Source organism: Bacillus sp. RO2, assembly GCF_012911845.1.
Classification (GTDB): domain Bacteria; phylum Bacillota; class Bacilli; order Bacillales; family Bacillaceae_I; genus Sutcliffiella_A.
The window spans coordinates 1-18,942 of sequence record NZ_JAAXCU010000016.1; the positions used below are offsets into that span (position 1 = coordinate 1).

Genomic DNA, 18,942 nt, shown 5'->3' on the forward strand with positions numbered 1-18,942 from the left:
CTAACATCAAACGCATAAAAGAAAAAGAAGTAGAATCGGCTTCTCTTCTTAGAGTTGCACAAAAACAAAACATAAACACCTAGTTGAGTGGGGGCCTTGACAGTTTCGTTCATATCAGGAGGCTCAAGCACCGTCCCTAGGAAAGCGAACACCTGGAACGCAAATCAATAGGAGTAAACCCAAGTTACCCATAAAAAGGAGTGGCACAATGTCCATTACAAAACTAGAAAATACATTTTCCTTATTTGATACAACCGCACAAATCCTGCAAGAAGAACTAGACTGTACATACCTAGAAGCACTAGCAGAAACAGCAGAAAACCTCTTCCACGGAGCAGTCATCCAAGAAGAAGTATCAGAAGTAACCAAACGCAGACTTGAAAAAGAATACAGCAAACAAAACATCGCTTCCCTTCAAAAAGAAGAAATCAGAAAAGGGTTCCAACTAGCAATCCTTAAAGGAATGAAAGATGCAGTTCAAGCTAACCACCAAATGACTCCAGATGCGATCGCGATGTTTATGGGCTACCTCGTTGGAAAATACACCTCTCATCTGCAACAAATGACTATGTTGGACCCTGCAATTGGAACTGGTAACCTTCTTACAGCAGTCCTTAACCACCAGCCCAACAAAAAATTAGAGGCGTTTGGTGTGGATGTGGACGACCTACTAGTAAAGCTTGCTTATAATAACGCCAACCTTCAAGAGCAGGCAATCAGTTTATTCAACCAAGATGGCTTAAGCAACCTATTTATAGAGCCCGTTGATGTGGTAGTGAGTGACCTTCCGGTTGGCTATTATCCAGACGATAACAATGCTGCCAACTTCAAGTTAAAAGCAGAAGAAGGACATTCCTATGCACATTATCTTTTCATCGAACAAGGTTTGCGTTACACCAAACCAGGTGGACACCTGTTATTCTTGGTTCCAAACTCCATGTTTGAAGAAGAGGAAGCCAAAAAAGTCAACGCTCTAATAAAAGATGAAGCGTATATTCAAGGAATGCTTCAACTTCCGGAAACCATGTTCCAAAATAAGAATCATGCAAAAAGCATCCTTGTTCTACAGAAAAAAGGAATAGGCATTGAACCTCCTAAAGAAGCTCTATTAGTAAACCTGCCAAGCTTCTCCAACATGCAGGCAATGGAAAAAATCATGAGCCAAATCAACCACTGGTTTTCTGAGCAAAAGAACAAAAAATAACTATGCTATTCTTCAGAAAATAACGAATATATCAGGTAAGCGTTACCATGCCGGGAAGCCTCTTGCAAATGCAGTATGACGGTGTTTAAATGAAAAAGGTATATATAATATCGGAACTTTGCACAAGATAGGTAGAGTGTAAAAAACATTTAATCATCCATCCAAGTGTGACCATATAAAAGGAGTTGTACGTATCGTCATGTCAAAAGTTATTGCAATTAATGCAGGAAGCTCTTCTCTTAAATTCCAACTGTTCGAAATGCCTAGTGAAAATGTTATTACAAAAGGGCTAGTGGAACGTATCGGCTTAAACGATGCTGTTTTCACCATCTCTGTGAACGGTGAAAAAGTAACAGAAATCACAGACATTCCAGAACACGGGGTAGCAGTTAAAATATTATTGAAAAAACTAATCGATCTTGACATCATCAAAAGCTTTGATGAAATCACAGGGATTGGCCACCGCGTTGTACATGGTGGGGAAGAATTTAATGACTCTGTTCTAATTACTGATGAAGTGTTAGGTAATTTAGAAGAACTTTCAGAGCTTGCACCACTTCATAACCCGGCAAACATCGTGGGAATTAAAGCATTCAAGGAAATCCTTCCGAATGTACCGGCAGTGGCTGTTTTTGATACAGCATTCCATCAATCCATGCCGGAAAAATCTTTCCTTTACAGCTTGCCTTACGAGTACTATGAAGACTATGGCATCCGTAAATATGGTTTCCATGGTACTTCTCATAAATATGTTTCCGAACGTGCTGCAGAATTACTTGGCAGACCGGTTGAGCAACTTCGCCTGATTTCTTGTCACCTTGGGAACGGTGCAAGTATTGCGGCAATCGAAGGCGGGAAATCCATCGATACTTCCATGGGCTTCACACCGCTTGCAGGTGTAGCAATGGGAACTCGCTCTGGTAATATTGACCCTGCTTTAATTCCATTCATCATGGAGAAAACAGGCAAGACAGCCGACGAAGTATTAGAAGTATTGAACAAACGCAGTGGTATCCTTGGGGTTTCTGGATTTTCCAGTGATCTTCGTGATATTGAATCTGCTGCAACAGAAGGTAACGAGCGTGCGGAACTTGCATTAGAAGTATTCGCAGGCCGTATTCATAAATATATTGGTTCTTATGCTGCGAGAATGTACGGAGTGGACGCGATCATCTTTACTGCAGGTATTGGTGAGAACAGTGATGTAATCCGTGCAAGAGTTCTTCAAGGACTTGAGTTCATGGGTGTTTATTGGGATCCAGCATTGAACAAGGTTCGTGGTAAAGAAGCATTTATTAACTACCCACACTCTCCAGTTAAAGTCATCGTTATTCCGACAAATGAAGAAGTAATGATTGCTAGAGATGTAATGAAAATAGCATTATAATATTCAGTCCCCGATCAGTTTAATTCATCAGATCGGGGACTGTTTTTTTGTACAGAATTACTATGGTATAATGGAGAAAACTAGCAGTTGGAAAAGTGAGGGGAAGAACTGTGTCCAATAGAAGTCAGGAAGAACAATGGAAACATAGACTTTCACAATGGGAAGAAAAACTATATACATACGAACCATCCCAATTTTCAGATACACTGGAACATTGGGTGGACAAGGCCTTTGATTTACTTTCAAATGATAAAAAGCAGTTATTTTTTGCTCAAATCGACACATGGTTATTTCATTTACACGGCATCATTCAGCAGTCCTCCTTCCAACAGCAAGCAGAAGAACGGATTGTCAACATGGCCCGAAGCTATAGGGAAGACATTAAAAGGATTGAAGATATACGAGAACTGCCTTTATCACAAAAAGCATTCATCGCCGAGCAGCAGATTGCCAAGCAAAAGCTTTATTCGGTGATTCAAGGTGGGATGACAGGAACGGCAAAACTGTCCACCCTTGCCATTGACATCCCAGCTTTTGCAGCACTAAATATTCGTACTACACAGCTTATTGCGATGTCTTACGGCTATAGGGCAAGTACGCCTGTTGAAATGGTAAAGTCATTACAATTATTCTATGGTGCGACCATTCCTAAAAAATATCAACATGAGCGCTGGGAAACATTGAAAAGTGAACTTGGACAGGATGTTGATCATTATTTTGACGTGTTAACTGATAAAGATCACCCGACGGTATGGCTCCAACAACCTTTAATGCATCTGATTAAATTATTATTTGTTGCGACAATTGGACGCAAAAAAGTAAACAATGTTCCGCTTCTCGGCATGATAACCGCAGCAGGAACAAACTATTACTGGACTAAAGAAGTCTCAGAATTCTCCCATTACTACTACATGATGAGACACCTAGTAGAAAACGGAGAACTAGACGAATCAGAATGTGAGATGTTTTAATGTAATATGGAAAATATAGCAGTTGCTTGGAGCAAAAGACGAAGACTCCTCGAAAATGCTACGCATTTTCTTCGTACGAAGTATCGCTGCCGAAGCATTCCTTGTCCTGCAGGGGAGTAGCGACATTGTTGAGACCCCTGAAGCGTTGTGAGGAGGCTCAAGGTCGCCCCGCGGAAAGCGAAGTCTTTTGCGGAGAGCAACTGCGTCGTCAAAGATAAAGACGAATATCCATAGCGGATATTCGTCTTTTATGAGTGTATTTTAGATGATGATACATGTTGGTTCATTCGATACCACAGCCATAAATCATTAATAATACTGGCATGACCTGCAATTTCCGAATTTAATTCGCAAGACCGCTCAAAATCCGCTTCATCATTCAATTGAGCCTGCTTACAATTAATTTCTTCTTCTAACTCTTTAATCCGGTCCGGTATACTCCCACGTATCTTTTCCCACTTTAATAAGATACACTGCTGTGTTTCTTTGTTATATTGATTCCATTCTAAATCCAGCTGTGGCAAAGATATTCCAAGCCTTGGATCCTTAATAAAAGAAAACATCGCTACTTCCTTCCTTTTCTCCCCGTTTTTACTCATTGTATAATAATTAACAAGAACATTCTATCCATTCACCCTGTAATTTTTTCCACCTTTAAATGTCAGATACTCGACGCAAACTAGAATGGATACTTAGTTGAAAGGTGGAAACCACGATGAAGAAAAAAGATCCAAAAGAAGTTTTCTCTTATGACGATAATGCAGTAAATGAGGTTCACAATCAAATTACAGATGCTTATTCAAGCGGAGTAGTTGGAGAACAATACAGCTCAAACGCATACCAACCGGTAGAAGGAGAAAGTGAACATACTTCCCACGAATAAAAAAACAGGTGCCGTCAACAGGGCACCTATTTTTGTGATTTTTTAATAAAGGAAAAATAAATTACTCCTGTGAAAAGGAAAGCTAAAAATCCAGGAGACAAGTTTTCAGGCAATAGTAAATAAATACCTATCCCAATTCCAATACAAATAAAAGCGATTTTGTTATACGAAGGTAATCCTTCAGTAATGTCTATTTTCTTCCTTTTAATCATTAGAAAATCAGTGATAATGACAGCAGATAAAGGGATGACGAATGCCCCAATAAAAGAAATATATTTTTCTGCTTCCTCCACCAATGCAGGAGACATGGATAAAAGTATTCCCGCAGCCCCAAAAAGCATGCTACTTTTTACTCTTCCAAGTTGGGGTAAAGAGTTCAATAAACTGAATCCACCTGTATAGGCATTGCTTAAGTTAATGGAAACCATCGATAATATGGCCGCACCTAAAATAATTGCGGTTAATAGGCCGGAGGTGGTCATTTCGCTTGTTGCAATAAACGGATTTAGATTTCCTGTGAGACTGGCTGTGTAAGCTCCAAAAAAAGCAGTAAGAATAAAGCCTAGAGCATTTCCAGAAAATAACCCCCAGAATCCCTGTCTGGAAGTAATGGCGTACCTCGTCACATCTGCTGAAGAGGATACACCAGATACATATTGTACAAAAGCAAGACTTGCAAAAAAGCCCATGATGGGAAGGTTCCAGCCACCATCTACTTTTACAGCAGATTCCACAGTCATTCCATTAGTGAGCAAAAGATATAGCATCACTAGCTGCCCGAGAATCAGCCATGGCATAAAGTACTTGGTTGCCCTTTTTACAGCATCAAATCCCACAAGTGCAAGGCCACTCATGATGAAGGCTAAGAACATAGCAATTATGTAAAATGGCAAAGAAAACTGAAAGGCTCTCTCAAGAATGAATTGTATCACCAACGTACCACCTATGGTCTGAACAGAGAACCAGTAGAGGGACGTTAGAGTGCGAATGGGGGAGGAAATGTATCTTGATCCCTTTATGCCAATGATGGACCGAATGGCAAATTGAGAAGGAATTCCCCGCTCGGCACCAGGCAATGATAAATAGGAAACAAATAAAAAGGCGAGTGTTGCACCAAATATGGTGGAGGTAAAGGCTGCATAAAAGCTGAGGCCCCCTTGAATCACAGCGAGAGCCGGGACAAGGAAATTCCCCGCATTAACCGAAAATGCAACCTGAATAATTAAATATTCATACCAACGTGTTTGCCTTAATTCTTGTGGAACGGCATCTAAACCGAACCGCTCTATCCGGCTTTGAGGAGGAAGTGCCACAGTTTGTGCTTTAGACATGAGAAGGTTATACTCCTTTCTTTCGTGTACCTAACAATCATTTTATCGTATCTTAACGGGTTATATGTTGTAAATTTAATGAATTTACAAGAAAATATAGAGGTAAGCAATTCTATTAAGGGGGAATCCAGTTTGAGACATGCCGTAATAACAGCTGGTTCCAAAGGACTTGGAAAAAAAGTGACGGAACAGCTGTTGAAAAAAGGATGTTCTGTTTCAATAAATTATAGAAATGACACAGAAGCTATCGAAAAGCTTAAAAAGGAATGGAGCCACATCGGAGAAAATAGACTGCATTTTTTCCAAGGGGACGTAACGAAAAAAGAACAGATGCAGCAATTCATAGACGAAGTTTACGAACGTTTCGGAAGAATTGATTACTTAATCAACAACGCAGGACCCTATATTTTTGAACGTAAAAAATTGGCTGATTACTCGGATGATGAATGGTATGAAATGATAGAAGGCAATCTTAGTGCCGTTTTTCACCTTTTCCGTAAAACCATCCCTGTTATGAGGGAACAACGATTCGGGCGCATTATTACATACGGTTTTCAGGGGGCCGAATCCTCACCAGGTTGGATTTATCGATCTGCTTTTGCAGCAGCGAAGGCTGGACTTGTATCTCTGACAAAATCCATTGCTATTGAAGAAGCAGAACATGGCATCACGGCCAATATGGTCTGCCCAGGTAATATTGTGGGGGATATGAAAGAAGCGACCATAGAACAGGCCAGAGGGTTGGAGGACTCAAAGAATACCCCTATCGGCCGTTCTGGGACAGGGGAAGATATTGCGAGGGCAATCGAATTCTTATGTGAAGAAAACTCTGATATGATTACAGGTGCCGTACTAGAAGTAACAGGGGGAGTAGAAGTTATCAATCGATTCCGATAATTTAAGTAATTTTTCCTTATTGAATTTAGATAATATTGATAATTCCGCCTGTTTTAAAGCGCTTACAAAAATGCTCAAAAAACTATTTTACATTTTCTAGTTTAATGTTATATTAGTTACGTCTTAACGCTTTGTGATTATGATGAGGGAGGTATTTGATCCATGAGAATTGGAGTACCTAGAGAGATAAAAAACAACGAAAACCGTGTTGCGATGACACCTGCTGGGGTAGTGAACCTTGTTGGCTTCGGACATGAAGTATACATAGAAAAAGAAGCTGGGATTGGATCTGGCTTTACGGATGAGCAATATGTACAAGCTGGTGCGAAAATGGTGGAAACAGCTGAAGAAGCATGGTCCATGGACATGGTTATGAAGGTGAAAGAGCCACTTCCATCTGAGTACAGCTATTTCCGTGAGGGGTTAATTCTTTTCACGTATCTTCACCTTGCTCCAGAACCTGAGTTAACAAAAGCACTTATTGACAATAAAGTAGTAGGGATTGCTTATGAAACAGTTCAACTACCAAACGGCTCCCTGCCATTATTAACACCAATGAGTGAAGTAGCTGGTCGAATGGCTACACAAATTGGTGCTCAATTCCTAGAGAAAATCAAAGGTGGCAAAGGTATCCTACTAGGTGGTGTTCCTGGTGTTCGCCGTGGGAAGGTATCCATTATCGGTGGAGGTGTCGCTGGAACGAATGCTGCGAAGATGGCCATCGGACTTGGTGCCGATGTGACAATCCTTGACTTAAACCCAGATCGTCTTCGTCAACTGGATGATATTTTCGGAAAAGACATTCAGACGCTAATGAGTAACCCGCTAAACCTTGAAATCGCAGTAAAAGAATCTGATCTTGTCATTGGTGCGGTACTTATTCCTGGTGCTAAAGCGCCTAAGCTTGTAACAGAAGAAATGATTCAATCCATGGGTGCAGGTTCTGTTGTGGTGGATATCGCTATCGACCAAGGTGGAATTTTTGAAACGACAGATCGCATCACCACGCACGATGATCCAACTTATGTGAAGCATGAAGTCGTTCACTATGCAGTTGCAAACATGCCAGGTGCAGTTCCGCGTACATCTACTATTGCATTAACGAATGTAACGGTACCTTATGCGGTGCAAATTGCAAACAAAGGCTACAAACAAGCATGCTTAGATAATGAAGCGTTACTAAAAGGAATCAACACGCTTGACGGATTTGTAACATATGCGGCAGTGGCAGAGTCTCACGGATTGGCGTATGAGAGTGCAAGCAATCTTTTAGTGAAAAACTAATATACTTTTTTAAAAAAACAGGTATCCACGAGAAACACGGATACCTGTTTTTTATTAGGATTTTATAATTTGCAAATCTTTTGGATAGCTCGTTAACAATTCGATTCCGCCGTCCGTTACTAAAATATCATCCTCGATTCGTACACCACCGACTCCTGGTTTATAGATTCCAGGCTCAATCGTAAACGCCATCCCTTTTTGAAGTTTCATTGAATTGGTTTCATTCATGGAAGGATACTCGTGTACTTCAATTCCAAGTCCGTGACCAATGCGGTGGGTGAAGAATTCTCCAAATCCACTTTCCGTTATGATGGAACGAGCGGTTCGATCAATCTGCCCGATCTCCACTCCTGGTTTACAAATATCCACGGCAGCAAGCTGTGCTTTCAATACGGTTTCATAGATTTCCTGCTGCTGTTCGTTCACACTACCAAAGGCAACAGTTCTTGTTATATCTGAGCAATATCCATTTAAAACTACCCCAAGATCGAATAAAACAAGGTCGCCTACTTTCACTTGATCCAAGGCTGGCTTCCCATGAGGAGCGGCGGTTTTTAATCCTGTCAGCGCCATGGTGGAAAAGGACATTTGGCTGATACCCTTTTTCTTTAGCTCATATTCAATCGTGGCAACAAGCTCCTGCTCGGTAACACCTTTTTTAAGATGATGAACCCCAACTTCCACTCCGAAATCAGCGAGTTTAGCTGCTTCTCTCAAGATGGAAACCTCTTCTTCATCTTTAACTAGACGAAGCTGATACATTTTCTCTTCTGCAGAGGCAAGTTTGACACCCGGGAAGATCTCCTCTAGCTTATGTAGACGTGCTACAGTCATATGTTCTTGCTCAACTGCCAGTTTTTCAACTTGAATTCCTTGTTGTTTCACATACTCCTGAACCTTTTGCCATGGATCGTCCGTGTCATTATAACCTACAATCCCATAGGTCCAACCGGTTTTCTTCACCTGCTCGACTTCCATATTCGGGCAGACAATCGCAGGCTCGCTGTTTGGGAAAGCAAGTAGTCCCAATAGCCTTTCGTGTGGATCTGTGTAAAATCCGCTTATGTAAAATACGTTCGGGGTAGACGTTAAGAAACAACCGGACAAGTCCTCCTGTTTCAGCCATTCCACCAGTTGTTGCAGACGATGTTCTTTCAAATCAGCCACTCCTTCATTGGGTAAATTACTTCTAGTTACGAAGTTTAATACGTTTACATTAAGAGTATCAGGGAATCATACTTGTGTAAATTTTATTAGAAGGATTTTTGGTTAAAAAAGAGAAGATTAACTGGTGTGAAGAATTTAAGTTCGAGAAGGAGAGGTTGTTAGAATGAAGGTTTCCTATCATGGACATTCTGTAGTAAAAGTAGAGGCTAAGGGAAAGACCATTCTTTTTGATCCGTTTATTACGGGAAATGGCTTGACAGATTTAACGGCAGCAGATGTAAAAGTGGATGTAATACTTTTAACACACGGACACAATGACCATGTGGGAGATACGATTGACCTGGCCTTGAAGAATGATGCCCTGGTGGTAGCGCCATTTGAACTTGCCGAATATTTAGGGTGGCAAGGCGTAAAGGTACATGAAATGCATATTGGCGGAGCGCATGAATTTGATTTTGGTAAGGTGAAATTAACGCAGGCTTTTCATGGAAGCAGTTATACAGATTATGAAACGAAAACAATTGTTTATACAGGCATGCCTAGTGGGATCCTGCTGACCATTGATGGAAAGACGATTTTCCATGCCGGAGATACGGCATTATTTTCTGATATGAAACTAATCGGCCAGTTAAATGATATTGATGTGGCCTTCCTTCCAATTGGTGATAATTTCACAATGGGTCCGGATGATGCGGTTCTGGCTGCAAAGTGGTTGGATGCTTCTACGGTGGTACCAATTCATTTTAATACGTTCCCCGTTATTGAACAAAATCCACATGATTTTGTTTCCAAACTTCCTGAAGGTGTAGGCAGGGTGCTAGAAGTAGGGGAAGTTATAGAATTATAGTGGCTTTTAAAAAAGAAGCAGATTTGCTTCTTTTTTTTGTTGTGCCGAATATACATGATACAAGCTATCGAGTTTGGAAGGAGTGTCAAGTGTTGAAGAATAGACTTTTATTATCGTTATTGTGTATCGGTGCATTGCTGTACGTTGCAGTACCGCGTTTGCCGGTGACGGAAGATGGTCTTGCAGGATGGTTTGGTGTTGCATGGCTGGTGCTTGCTTTAATGGCAGTTGGAGGTAATATTGCAGCAATCATGTACTTACCAAAGCGAAACCGTGTGGTCCGAAAAGCGAAATTGGCAGAGGTCAAAAAGGTTCGATTGCGTCAATATCAGTAAACACATTGAATACAAGCTCTAACACCCGTATAATAAAAGTACAAATAACTATGTGGACGGGTGAAGAGTGTGACAAAGCATGAACAGATTCTCCAATATATTGAAGAACTTCCTATTGGAGAAAAAATATCAGTACGACAAATAGCAAAGGCGTTGACGGTGAGTGAAGGTACGGCATACAGAGCGATTAAGGATGCCGAAAATAAAGGATATGTTAGTACCATCGAACGCGTTGGTACTATTCGTATTGAGCGGAAAAAGAAAGAGAACATCGAAAAGCTGACATTTGCCGAAGTGGTCAACATTGTAGATGGACAAGTTCTTGGTGGCAGAGAAGGACTTCATAAAACGTTGAACAAATTTGTCATTGGTGCGATGAAGCTAGAGGCGATGATGCGATATACGGAAGCGGGCAATTTGTTGATTGTCGGAAACCGCTACAACGCACATAAGCTTGCCATCGAAGCTGGTGCAGCCGTGTTGATTACCGGTGGATTTGATACAGATGATGAGGTAAAGCGATTAGCCGATGAAATGAAGCTTCCGATCATCTCGAGTAGCTATGATACGTTTACTGTTGCGACATTAATTAACCGTGCCATCTATGACCAGTTGATTAAAAAGGAAATTGTGTTGGTCGAGGATATCTTGACACCAATCGAGGCGACGACTTACTTAACCACAGAAGATACCATTGCGGAATGGTATAAGGTGAACGAAGAAATCAAGCATAGCCGCTTTCCAATCATCGATAAAAATTTAAAGGTGCAGGGAGTGGTTACCTCAAAGGACGTGCTTGGGAAGGATTCTTCGACGCCAATTGAAAAAGTGATGACCAAAAATCCGATCACCGTTAACGGGAAAACGTCAGTAGCATCCGCTGCCCATATCATGGTATGGGAAGGAATCGAGATGCTGCCTGTTGTTGACCCAAACCACCGTCTTCTTGGAATCATCAGCCGTCAGGACGTATTGAAAGCATTGCAGATGATTCAAAGGCAGCCGCAGGTCGGCGAAACTCTTGATGACATCGTGACCAATCAATTTATGGATGTCACAGAATCAAAAGGGGAAGAATCTTACCAGAGTGAAGTGACACCTCAGATGACCAACTCGGTCGGGACGATATCTTACGGGGTGTTTACAACAATCGTGACAGAAGCTGCGAAGCGTGTGATCCGTAATGTGAAAAAGAGTGATATGGTCGTGGAGAACATCACCATTTATTTTATTAAACCAGTCCAAATTGACAGTACGATTGATATTCGGCCGAAAGTACTCGAGGTCGGCCGTAAGTTCGGTAAAGTGGATGTGGAAGTGTACCATGAAGGCAATGTTGTGGGCAAGGCGATGATGATGGTGCAGTTGATACAGTAGTGGTTTGTGAAGGGGCGCGCGGTCAAGGCGTGGAACGCTCTCACCTTTTGGGGTGGGGGCGTTTTTTGTGTGGTTTGGTGGAGATGGGGACTAAGGTCAAAAGCAAAGGCTGAAGTGTGGAAGGGCTTTTGGTGGGGGGCTGGTTGATTTTGTCGAAACTCCCCGATTTATTGATAAAAGTTGAAATTTATTGATATATCCCCAGAATTATTGATATATCTCTAAAATTATTGATATATCCCCTGAATTCTTGATATAATCCGATTTTTCTCGATATTCCAAATATCCCTCCGCAAAATCCACACTCTTGAAGGATTTTATGTCTCATTATCGAATTATATTCTACATGCCATATAAAGGAGAGATGAAATGATAAAGAAACCACGAGAAAAATCAGTAAGATTATTAACATTGGAAGCTGCAATGAGAAGAGTTCCCCTCGAGCACCCGCAATTTAAACAAATAGAGAAGGAACACGCTAGATCACATTACGGATTTATCGGAGAAAAAGCACTTGATTATTACCTCACTTTCCTTCCCAATAAAAACTCCCAATTATTACACGGACTACGTATAGAGGACCCCCTAAATCGATTCTTTCAAATGGATACATTATTGATAACTCCAGAATACTGCCTTATTTTAGACTCGAAATATATTTCTGGTACGTTGGAGTTTGATGAGACGACAAATCAATTGATTAGGCATAGAGGGGAAGAGAAGGAAAAGTTTGGTGATCCGTTGTCTCAGATTGAACGGCAAAGATATCAATTTTCGCTATGGTTGGATAAAAATAACTTTCCACCTTTACCGATCGCTAGCCAAATAGTTCTGACTCACTCTAATGCCACCTTAACCAAAGCGACCCCATCGTTAATGAAAAAAGTCACCTTTCATACAAACCTTCCCAATAAGCTACAAACTATTGATAATTTCAAACACCCTCCTTTACTAGAAAAATCAGACTTTAGAAAAATAGCACAGGTTCTTATTAAAAAGCATACACCAGATGAATTTTCCGTGTTAAGATACTATGGAATTCAATATCATGAACTTAAAAAGGGAGTTGTTTGTCCAGATTGTTCATACCTGCCTATGCTACAAAAACAAGGGAATTGGATTTGTAGAAATTGCGGATTGTATTCTAAAACAGCTCACATAGAGAATCTCTTGGATTATAAGTTATTAGTTGGTAATTTCATTACTAACAGAATTATAAGAGACTTCCTTCTGCTTCCTTCACCAAGTGTAGCAAACTATCTTTTAAATTCCATGGAACTGCCCGCACAGGGGACCAACAAAGGCCGCAAATACCTCCTGACTCAGTTAAAATTATAAAAACAAACAAAAAAGCCGCCCCCAAAAAAGGAACGACTCTCCACTCAACCTCAATCCGTAACCGGCTTCTCTTTCATTTCTGCTTCCTTAACAGCTTCTGCTTCTTCAATTGCAAATGGCAGGTAGAAACGGTAGGCTTTGTAGCCCGCCCAGATGCTTCCTAATCCTACAACCAACAAGATAATTCCGACAACGATGGCAACCGTGGATAGTGGATTAATAAGAGAATTAACGCCAAAAAAGAAAACAAAACTTCCGAGAGCGATGCTGGATTTTGCGCTTAGCCATTTTTTTTCGGCTGGCAATTGGGTGCGAAAGTATTTTACTTTATACATCAAGTAGAACATTAATGAAAAGATAATGAGAAAAACAAAAATAGCCAAAAGGACACACTCCTTTAAATTTCAAACATGATAGTTATCATTCTACCATACGCATACAAGCTATATTGTAACGTGTTCGTGAACAAAATTCTACTTTTCAACGAAAATGATATTTCTTTGAGAACAAGGGAAACTGTGATTAAATAAAAGAAAAGAAACAGGTGAAAGAAGGTTACATACGATGAGGCAGCAGATTATCGATGAAATTAAGGCGCATGATACGGTCATTATTCACCGTCATGTTAGGCCGGACCCAGATGCGTATGGGTCGCAATGTGGATTGGCAGAGTTGATTAAGGAAAGTTATCCGGAAAAAAAGGTGTATCGCGTTGGGGAAGCGGAGGAGTCGTTAAATTTTTTGAGCAAGCTTGATGAAATTCCGGACTCCAGTTACGACGGGGCTCTTGTGATTGTCTGTGATACAGCCAATACGGATCGAATTTGTGATCGACGTTACAAGCTGGCAGCTAAGTGGATAAAGATTGACCATCATCCGAATGAGGACAGATACGGGGATTTGATGTGGGTGGATACGGATTCGAGTTCGACGAGTGAAATGATATACGAATTGTATCTTGCTGGAAAAAACCAAGGTTGGGTTATGACAAAGGAAGCTGCAAGACTTATATTCGCTGGTATTATTGGAGATACGGGGAGATTCCTTTTCCAAAGCACCAATACGAAGACATTCCAATATGCGAGTGAACTGTTGAGCTACGGATTCTCTATGACACAGCTTTATGATGAGCTGTACCGAACGAAGTTGCACATAGCTAAACTTAGCGGATTTGTGCTTGAGAATTTCTCCATGCACGAGAATGGGATTGCTTCTATGAAAATTACTCCTGATATTTTGCAGCGATATAATGCTCTTCCTTCTGAGGCGTCGCAATTGGTTGGGATGCTTGGTAACATTGAAGGAATTAAGGCGTGGGCTTTCTTTATTGAAGAAGCAGATCAAATTAGGGTGAGGCTTCGTTCGAAAGGGACCATCGTCAATGAAATTGCTAAGAAGTATAATGGTGGAGGCCATCCATTGGCGTCAGGGGCATCTATCTATAAGTGGGAAGAGGCGGACCATGTTCTCGCTGACCTGATTGAAGCTTCCCGGGCACAAATGCAAGGGGAGTAGGAGAGTAAAAGAGGAAGTGGCTACAGCTTCAGCAGGCAGTCGCTTCCTCTCCTCATTCCATTTTCACAATCAACAAGTCCATTTCAATCGTAGTATCTATATAAAGAAAATCGACCTCGAAGTAGTATTGTTTGTCATCAAGTGTGTAGCTTTTATTTTCAATGACTTTTATAAGTAATTGACGATTGTCTTTAATGCTTGCGACATCCTTTGAAACCTGGTCGTTGAGATCCTCTGTAATCCTTGCAATGATGGAGGAACGGCTGAACGAGTTGAGCATGTACTTTTCATGATTGATGATGGATATTTTAAAGTCTTCTATTTTTAATTGGTCTTTTTCCTCTTTTAATTTATCATTATCCTCTGTCAAAATATGAATTCTGTTTTTGTAGCTTCTCACTTCTTCCTTATATTTAATGAGATCGCCGATATTCTTTTCCAAAGTGACGCCGTACATAAGCATGAATATCAGCCAGCCTATGATTGCACCCAACACCACACCGGAAAAAAAACGTTGCCATCCGGGATCGCGGTTGTACGGAGGAACCCTCATGTTATAAAGTCTCCTGTGTGAGCCAGCTGATAATGAGTGCGCCGGTTTGGGCGCCTCCGGTTGCTGAGATAATTAATAGCAATTGTTTTACTAAGAATTTCGTTTCGCCGTTGAAAAGTCCTTTTTCCAGATTATAAAAAGTGTCAAAGGTACCCCCGATAGCGGCAACGATTGCCCATATCTTCAAACTTTTGGCCAAGCTCCACATTCTCGTCAAAGGTGGATCCCCTACTAGAAAAGCAGCAATTCCACCGATGATTGCTCCTCCAAGTATTACCCCGACTGCAATGAAAAAACTGAAAATAAGGGTAGCGACGAAGGGATCTTTTACGTCCATTTTCATCATCCTTTCTGTCCTTATTCATATATATGGACAGGAAGTTGTAAGTATGTGATGTTAATGGAGAAGTTTCTTCATTGTGTTTGGAACTGAATAGACCCTATAATGAATATATAAAATGGAAGCGTTAAATAAGGTGTGATGATTAATGAGTGTCGTTCATTTACATATAAAAAGCAGTTACAGTCTGTTGAACAGTTCTGTCCGATTTTCTAAGCTTGTTGCACGTGCCACTGAACTTGGTTTAAAGACCCTTGCTCTTACAGACGAAGATGTGATGTATGGGGCTGTAGATTTTTATAAAGCTTGTAAAGCCGCAAACATTAAGCCGATTATCGGTCTGACGCTTTCTGTCTTGTCGGATGAGGGGGGCGATGATTCTAAGTACCCTGTCATTCTATTGGCGAGAAATAAACTGGGGTTCACAAACCTTATGAAGTTATCAAGCGTAGTTCAGACCAAGTCGCCACAAGGTGTTCCAAAACGATGGCTGAAGCATTATACAAAGGGGCTGATTGCGATTTTGTCTGGCTCCGAATCCGAGCTTGCACACAAAGAAGCGCAAACAGCGGATGCCTACATGGAGATGTTCGAGCAAGATTGTGTGTATCTTGGGATTGATCGTAATTCCATATCAGCACATGAACGTTCAGAAGCTACGCGTAAAAGACATAACGAGTTACCAATCGTGGCCTTAAGCAAGGTGCATTATCTTCTTAAAGAGGATGTCTTTGTTTATGAGTGTTTACGCAGCATCAAACAAGGCACTAAGCTTGAATCCCTGTCTAAAGAGGCTCCAGATTATCTACGGGCAACTGATGAAATGACACAGTTATTTGCAGATATCCCCGATGCATTGGAGAATACTTGGAAGATTAGTAACCAATGTCATGTGGAACTGGAGTTTGGGCAAGCCGCTCTCCCAAGTTATCCGGTTCCTGAGGGGGAAACTGCAGACCATTATTTAGAGAAGACCTGCTGGGAAGGACTTCGAAGTAGGATCGGGGAACCGTCTGAAGAGTATAAGAATCGCCTGACCTATGAGCTTCAAGTAATTAAAGGGATGAAGTTCAGTGACTACTTTTTAATTGTTTGGGACTTTATGTATTTTGCCAGAAATGCAGGGATCTTGACTGGTCCGGGCCGTGGTTCTGCTGCTGGTTCATTGGTCGCTTATTCTCTTTATATCACTGATGTGGATCCGATCGTGCATGATCTTCTTTTTGAAAGGTTTCTTAACCCTGAGCGTATCACCATGCCAGATATTGATATCGACTTTCAAGATAATAAGCGAGATGAGGTTATCCGTTATGTGGCGGAAAAGTACGGAGAGCTCCATGTTGCCCAAATTATCACATTTGGTACCCTGGCTGCAAAGGCAGCATGGCGTGATGTTGCCAAGGTTTTAAATCTTTCAGGAAAAGAACTTGAGATGATTTCTAAGATGATTCCATCGAGGCCAGGCATTACGCTTGATGTGGCGCATCAAGAGAACGAAAAATTACAAAGAGCGATAAACGAGACAAAAGAAAGAACGCGTGCCTTTCAAATAGCGCAGAAAATTGAGGGGCTGCCCCGTCATTCTTCTACACATGCAGCAGGGGTGGTCATTACCCACAAGCCTCTAACGGAATTAATCCCGATACAAGCTGGTCAACAAGACATTTACCTTACTCAATACACGATGGAAACCCTTGAGGAGCTTGGGTTGCTTAAGATGGACTTTCTTGGACTGAGAAACTTAACAATGATTCAAAGCATCCGCTATCAAGTAAAAAAAGAAACAAATCACCCTATAAAAGAAATCCCGCTCGATGATGCAGCAACCTTCCGCCTTTTAAGTGAAGGGGATACGTCCGGGATCTTTCAACTAGAGTCACCTGGTATGAAAAAAGTTCTTACAAAGCTTAAGCCCTCAAATCTAGAAGATATCGTGGCGGTTAACGCCCTTTACCGGCCGGGTCCAATGGAACAGATTCCTTTGTTTATTGAACGCAAGCACGGACTGAAAAAAGTGGAATATCCGCACCCAGATCTAATTCCTATTTTGGAGAAGACGTTTGGGGTAATTGTGTATCAAGAGCAAATCATGCAAATCGCGGCTGTAATGGCAGGATTCTCTTTAGGCGAAGCAGATTTATTAAGAAGAGCGGTCGGAAAGAAAAAGAAGGAAGTTCTTGCAAAAGAAAGAGCGCATTTTGTGGAGGGGTGCCTGAAGAAAGGATATGACGAGAAGGTTGCCAACTCTGTTTATGATCTGATTGTCCGATTTGCTGATTATGGTTTTAACCGAAGCCACGCGGTTGCCTATAGTATGATATCTTATGAGCTTGCCTATCTAAAGGCAAACTATCCAAAAATTTTCATGGCGACACTACTTTCCAGTGTGATGGGAAGTGAACAAAAACTCTCCCAATATATCACCGAGACAAAAAGGAAAGGCATACAAGTCCTTGGACCTTCTATCAATAAAAGCGGCATTGTATTTCAGGTCGAAGAGGCAGGCATCCGCTTCAGTCTGTTAACGATTAAAGGTGTGGGAGTGCAAGCCATCAAAGCTTTAATAGAGGAGCGGAGAAAAAAGCCTTTTAGTGATTTATTTGACTTTTGCAACAGGGCTTCTTCCAAAATCAATCGGAAGACAATCGAAATGCTCATCTTCGGAGGGAGCATGGACGAATTTGGTGAGGACAGGGCTACGCTGCTAGCAACTTTGGATGTAGCCATGCAGCATGCAGAACTTGTCATGCCTTCAGATGACGATCAAATTGACTTTTTCTTAGAGGAAGAATTCAACATTAAACCGAAGTATGTAAAGGTGGAACCGTTACAATTGACAGAACAATTGCAATTGGAGAAAGAGGCTTTGGGATTTTATCTTTCCAAACATCCCACAGAACCTTTTGCATCTTACTTTCAGCTCGGTGGTGCGTCCCTTGTACTTGACCTTCCTTCCACAACATTGAAAAAAGTGAGAGTCGGAAGTTTCATATCAAACGAACGGGTAATTCGAACGAAAAAGGGAGATCTCATGGCATTCCTTACTCTCTCTGATCAATCAGGTGACTTAGAAGCTGTAGCATTTCCAGAACTTTATAAACGATATTCTCATCTTTTGAAAACTGGGGAAACGTTAATGGTAGAAGGAAATCTGGAAGAACGAGAAGGGAAAGTACAGCTGATCATAAAAAATATCATCGAAATTGATACACTGATAGAACAATATGCACATCTAATTGGTGATCTTTTTTTACAAATTGACGAAGAAAAACATGAGCAAGAAGTGTTTCAACATCTGCAAAACGTGCTAAAAATGTATCATGGCCCATCAACAGTTTATGTCCATTATACGCAAGCGAAAAAGACGATAAAGCTTCAGCCAGCCTTATATGTAACACCTACCGAAGAATGTTTGCTCAAGCTGAAAACCATCCTTGGGGATGAGAATGTAGTGTTTAAAAAATCTTTACAATGATTAATATTATGATATAGTTAACAAGGAGGTGGTCAGAC

18 protein-coding genes are annotated in these 18,942 nt (G+C 41.1%); 12 read left to right on the forward strand and 6 right to left on the reverse strand.

Translation table 11 applies throughout. The features are described 5' to 3' along the window. The first annotated feature begins 208 nt into the window (after positions 1-208). The 3 genes from HF078_RS01910 to HF078_RS01920 all read left to right on the forward strand — a co-directional run bounded on the left by HF078_RS01910 (position 209) and on the right by HF078_RS01920 (position 3,562). On the forward strand, positions 209-1,204 hold the full coding sequence (locus HF078_RS01910; protein ID WP_169289620.1) for a class I SAM-dependent methyltransferase: 996 nt from the start codon (positions 209-211) through the stop codon (positions 1,202-1,204). Positions 1,205-1,403: 199 nt separating this feature from the next. Next, entirely contained in the window at positions 1,404-2,591 is a 1,188-nt protein-coding gene (locus tag HF078_RS01915; protein ID WP_169289621.1) for an acetate kinase, read from the forward strand. 110 nt (positions 2,592-2,701) lie between these two features. After that, positions 2,702-3,562, forward strand: coding sequence for an EcsC family protein (locus tag HF078_RS01920; protein WP_169289622.1), 861 nt, complete (start codon positions 2,702-2,704; stop codon positions 3,560-3,562). A 248-nt stretch (positions 3,563-3,810) separates the two neighbouring features. On the opposite strand, the gene HF078_RS01925 is transcribed toward HF078_RS01920, so the two are convergent. After that, positions 3,811-4,161: a hypothetical protein gene (locus HF078_RS01925; RefSeq protein ID WP_240951657.1), complete on the reverse strand. Its 351-nt coding sequence runs from the start codon at positions 4,159-4,161 to the stop codon at positions 3,811-3,813. A 116-nt stretch (positions 4,162-4,277) separates the two neighbouring features. On the opposite strand from HF078_RS01925, the gene HF078_RS01930 reads away from it, so the two are divergent. Continuing rightward, complete coding sequence (locus HF078_RS01930) at positions 4,278-4,445, forward strand: hypothetical protein (RefSeq protein ID WP_169289623.1); 168 nt, start codon at positions 4,278-4,280, stop codon at positions 4,443-4,445. 26 nt (positions 4,446-4,471) lie between these two features. On the opposite strand, the gene HF078_RS01935 is transcribed toward HF078_RS01930, so the two are convergent. Then, on the reverse strand, positions 4,472-5,776 hold the full coding sequence (locus HF078_RS01935) for a cytosine permease (RefSeq protein ID WP_169289624.1): 1,305 nt from the start codon (positions 5,774-5,776) through the stop codon (positions 4,472-4,474). Positions 5,777-5,854: 78 nt separating this feature from the next. Here HF078_RS01935 and HF078_RS01940 point away from each other — a divergent pair, with 78 nt between their 5' ends. Beyond that, entirely contained in the window at positions 5,855-6,673 is an 819-nt protein-coding gene (locus HF078_RS01940) for an SDR family oxidoreductase (protein WP_205831500.1), read from the forward strand. Between the two features lie 162 nt (positions 6,674-6,835). After that, complete coding sequence (ald, locus tag HF078_RS01945; protein WP_169289626.1) at positions 6,836-7,957, forward strand: alanine dehydrogenase; 1,122 nt, start codon at positions 6,836-6,838, stop codon at positions 7,955-7,957. Positions 7,958-8,011: 54 nt separating this feature from the next. Here the strand turns inward: ald and HF078_RS01950 are convergent, their stop codons facing one another. Next, complete coding sequence (locus HF078_RS01950) at positions 8,012-9,115, reverse strand: M24 family metallopeptidase (RefSeq protein WP_169289627.1); 1,104 nt, start codon at positions 9,113-9,115, stop codon at positions 8,012-8,014. A gap of 172 nt (positions 9,116-9,287) precedes the next feature. Here HF078_RS01950 and HF078_RS01955 point away from each other — a divergent pair, with 172 nt between their 5' ends. From HF078_RS01955 to HF078_RS01970, 4 genes are all read left to right on the forward strand, one after another. Next, complete coding sequence (locus tag HF078_RS01955; protein ID WP_169289628.1) at positions 9,288-9,971, forward strand: metal-dependent hydrolase; 684 nt, start codon at positions 9,288-9,290, stop codon at positions 9,969-9,971. A 92-nt stretch (positions 9,972-10,063) separates the two neighbouring features. Then, positions 10,064-10,306 (forward strand): hypothetical protein, encoded by a 243-nt coding sequence (locus HF078_RS01960; protein WP_169289629.1) that lies wholly within the window; start codon positions 10,064-10,066, stop codon positions 10,304-10,306. A 69-nt stretch (positions 10,307-10,375) separates the two neighbouring features. Continuing rightward, positions 10,376-11,683, forward strand: a complete 1,308-nt coding sequence (locus HF078_RS01965) for a DRTGG domain-containing protein (RefSeq protein WP_169289630.1) — start codon at positions 10,376-10,378, stop codon at positions 11,681-11,683. Positions 11,684-12,052: 369 nt separating this feature from the next. Further along, positions 12,053-13,021: a nuclease-related domain-containing protein gene (locus tag HF078_RS01970; protein ID WP_169289631.1), complete on the forward strand. Its 969-nt coding sequence runs from the start codon at positions 12,053-12,055 to the stop codon at positions 13,019-13,021. Positions 13,022-13,071: 50 nt separating this feature from the next. Here HF078_RS01970 and HF078_RS01975 read toward each other — a convergent pair whose 3' ends face one another. Then, positions 13,072-13,404, reverse strand: a complete 333-nt coding sequence (locus tag HF078_RS01975; RefSeq protein WP_169289632.1) for a YtpI family protein — start codon at positions 13,402-13,404, stop codon at positions 13,072-13,074. A 181-nt stretch (positions 13,405-13,585) separates the two neighbouring features. Here HF078_RS01975 and HF078_RS01980 point away from each other — a divergent pair, with 181 nt between their 5' ends. Beyond that, positions 13,586-14,536, forward strand: coding sequence for a DHH family phosphoesterase (locus HF078_RS01980; RefSeq protein WP_169289633.1), 951 nt, complete (start codon positions 13,586-13,588; stop codon positions 14,534-14,536). A gap of 52 nt (positions 14,537-14,588) precedes the next feature. Here the strand turns inward: HF078_RS01980 and ytrI are convergent, their stop codons facing one another. Both ytrI and ytrH read right to left on the reverse strand, forming a co-directional pair. After that, positions 14,589-15,089, reverse strand: coding sequence for a sporulation membrane protein YtrI (gene ytrI, locus HF078_RS01985; protein ID WP_169289634.1), 501 nt, complete (start codon positions 15,087-15,089; stop codon positions 14,589-14,591). Position 15,090: 1 nt separating this feature from the next. After that, positions 15,091-15,426, reverse strand: coding sequence for a sporulation membrane protein YtrH (gene ytrH, locus HF078_RS01990; RefSeq protein WP_010195627.1), 336 nt, complete (start codon positions 15,424-15,426; stop codon positions 15,091-15,093). A gap of 151 nt (positions 15,427-15,577) precedes the next feature. On the opposite strand from ytrH, the gene dnaE reads away from it, so the two are divergent. Then, the gene (gene dnaE / locus HF078_RS01995; protein WP_169289635.1) at positions 15,578-18,904 is read left to right on the forward strand and encodes a DNA polymerase III subunit alpha; all 3,327 of its coding nucleotides are present in this window, start codon (positions 15,578-15,580) and stop codon (positions 18,902-18,904) included. Positions 18,905-18,942 lie beyond the last annotated feature (38 nt).

Coding starts and splice junctions, on each gene's coding strand:
- HF078_RS01930 (WP_169289623.1), top strand. CDS start 4,278: ATGAAGAAAAAAGATCCAAAAGAAGTTTTCTCTTATGACGATAATGCA.
- HF078_RS01925 (WP_240951657.1), bottom strand. CDS start 4,161: ATGAGTAAAAACGGGGAGAAAAGGAAGGAAGTAGCGATGTTTTCTTTT.
- HF078_RS01935 (WP_169289624.1), bottom strand. CDS start 5,776: ATGTCTAAAGCACAAACTGTGGCACTTCCTCCTCAAAGCCGGATAGAG.
- HF078_RS01940 (WP_205831500.1), top strand. CDS start 5,855: ATGAATTTACAAGAAAATATAGAGGTAAGCAATTCTATTAAGGGGGAA.
- ytrH (WP_010195627.1), bottom strand. CDS start 15,426: ATGGACGTAAAAGATCCCTTCGTCGCTACCCTTATTTTCAGTTTTTTC.
- ytrI (WP_169289634.1), bottom strand. CDS start 15,089: ATGAGGGTTCCTCCGTACAACCGCGATCCCGGATGGCAACGTTTTTTT.
- HF078_RS01980 (WP_169289633.1), top strand. CDS start 13,586: ATGAGGCAGCAGATTATCGATGAAATTAAGGCGCATGATACGGTCATT.
- HF078_RS01910 (WP_169289620.1), top strand. CDS start 209: ATGTCCATTACAAAACTAGAAAATACATTTTCCTTATTTGATACAACC.
- HF078_RS01955 (WP_169289628.1), top strand. CDS start 9,288: ATGAAGGTTTCCTATCATGGACATTCTGTAGTAAAAGTAGAGGCTAAG.
- dnaE (WP_169289635.1), top strand. CDS start 15,578: ATGAGTGTCGTTCATTTACATATAAAAAGCAGTTACAGTCTGTTGAAC.
- HF078_RS01915 (WP_169289621.1), top strand. CDS start 1,404: ATGTCAAAAGTTATTGCAATTAATGCAGGAAGCTCTTCTCTTAAATTC.
- ald (WP_169289626.1), top strand. CDS start 6,836: ATGAGAATTGGAGTACCTAGAGAGATAAAAAACAACGAAAACCGTGTT.
- HF078_RS01970 (WP_169289631.1), top strand. CDS start 12,053: ATGATAAAGAAACCACGAGAAAAATCAGTAAGATTATTAACATTGGAA.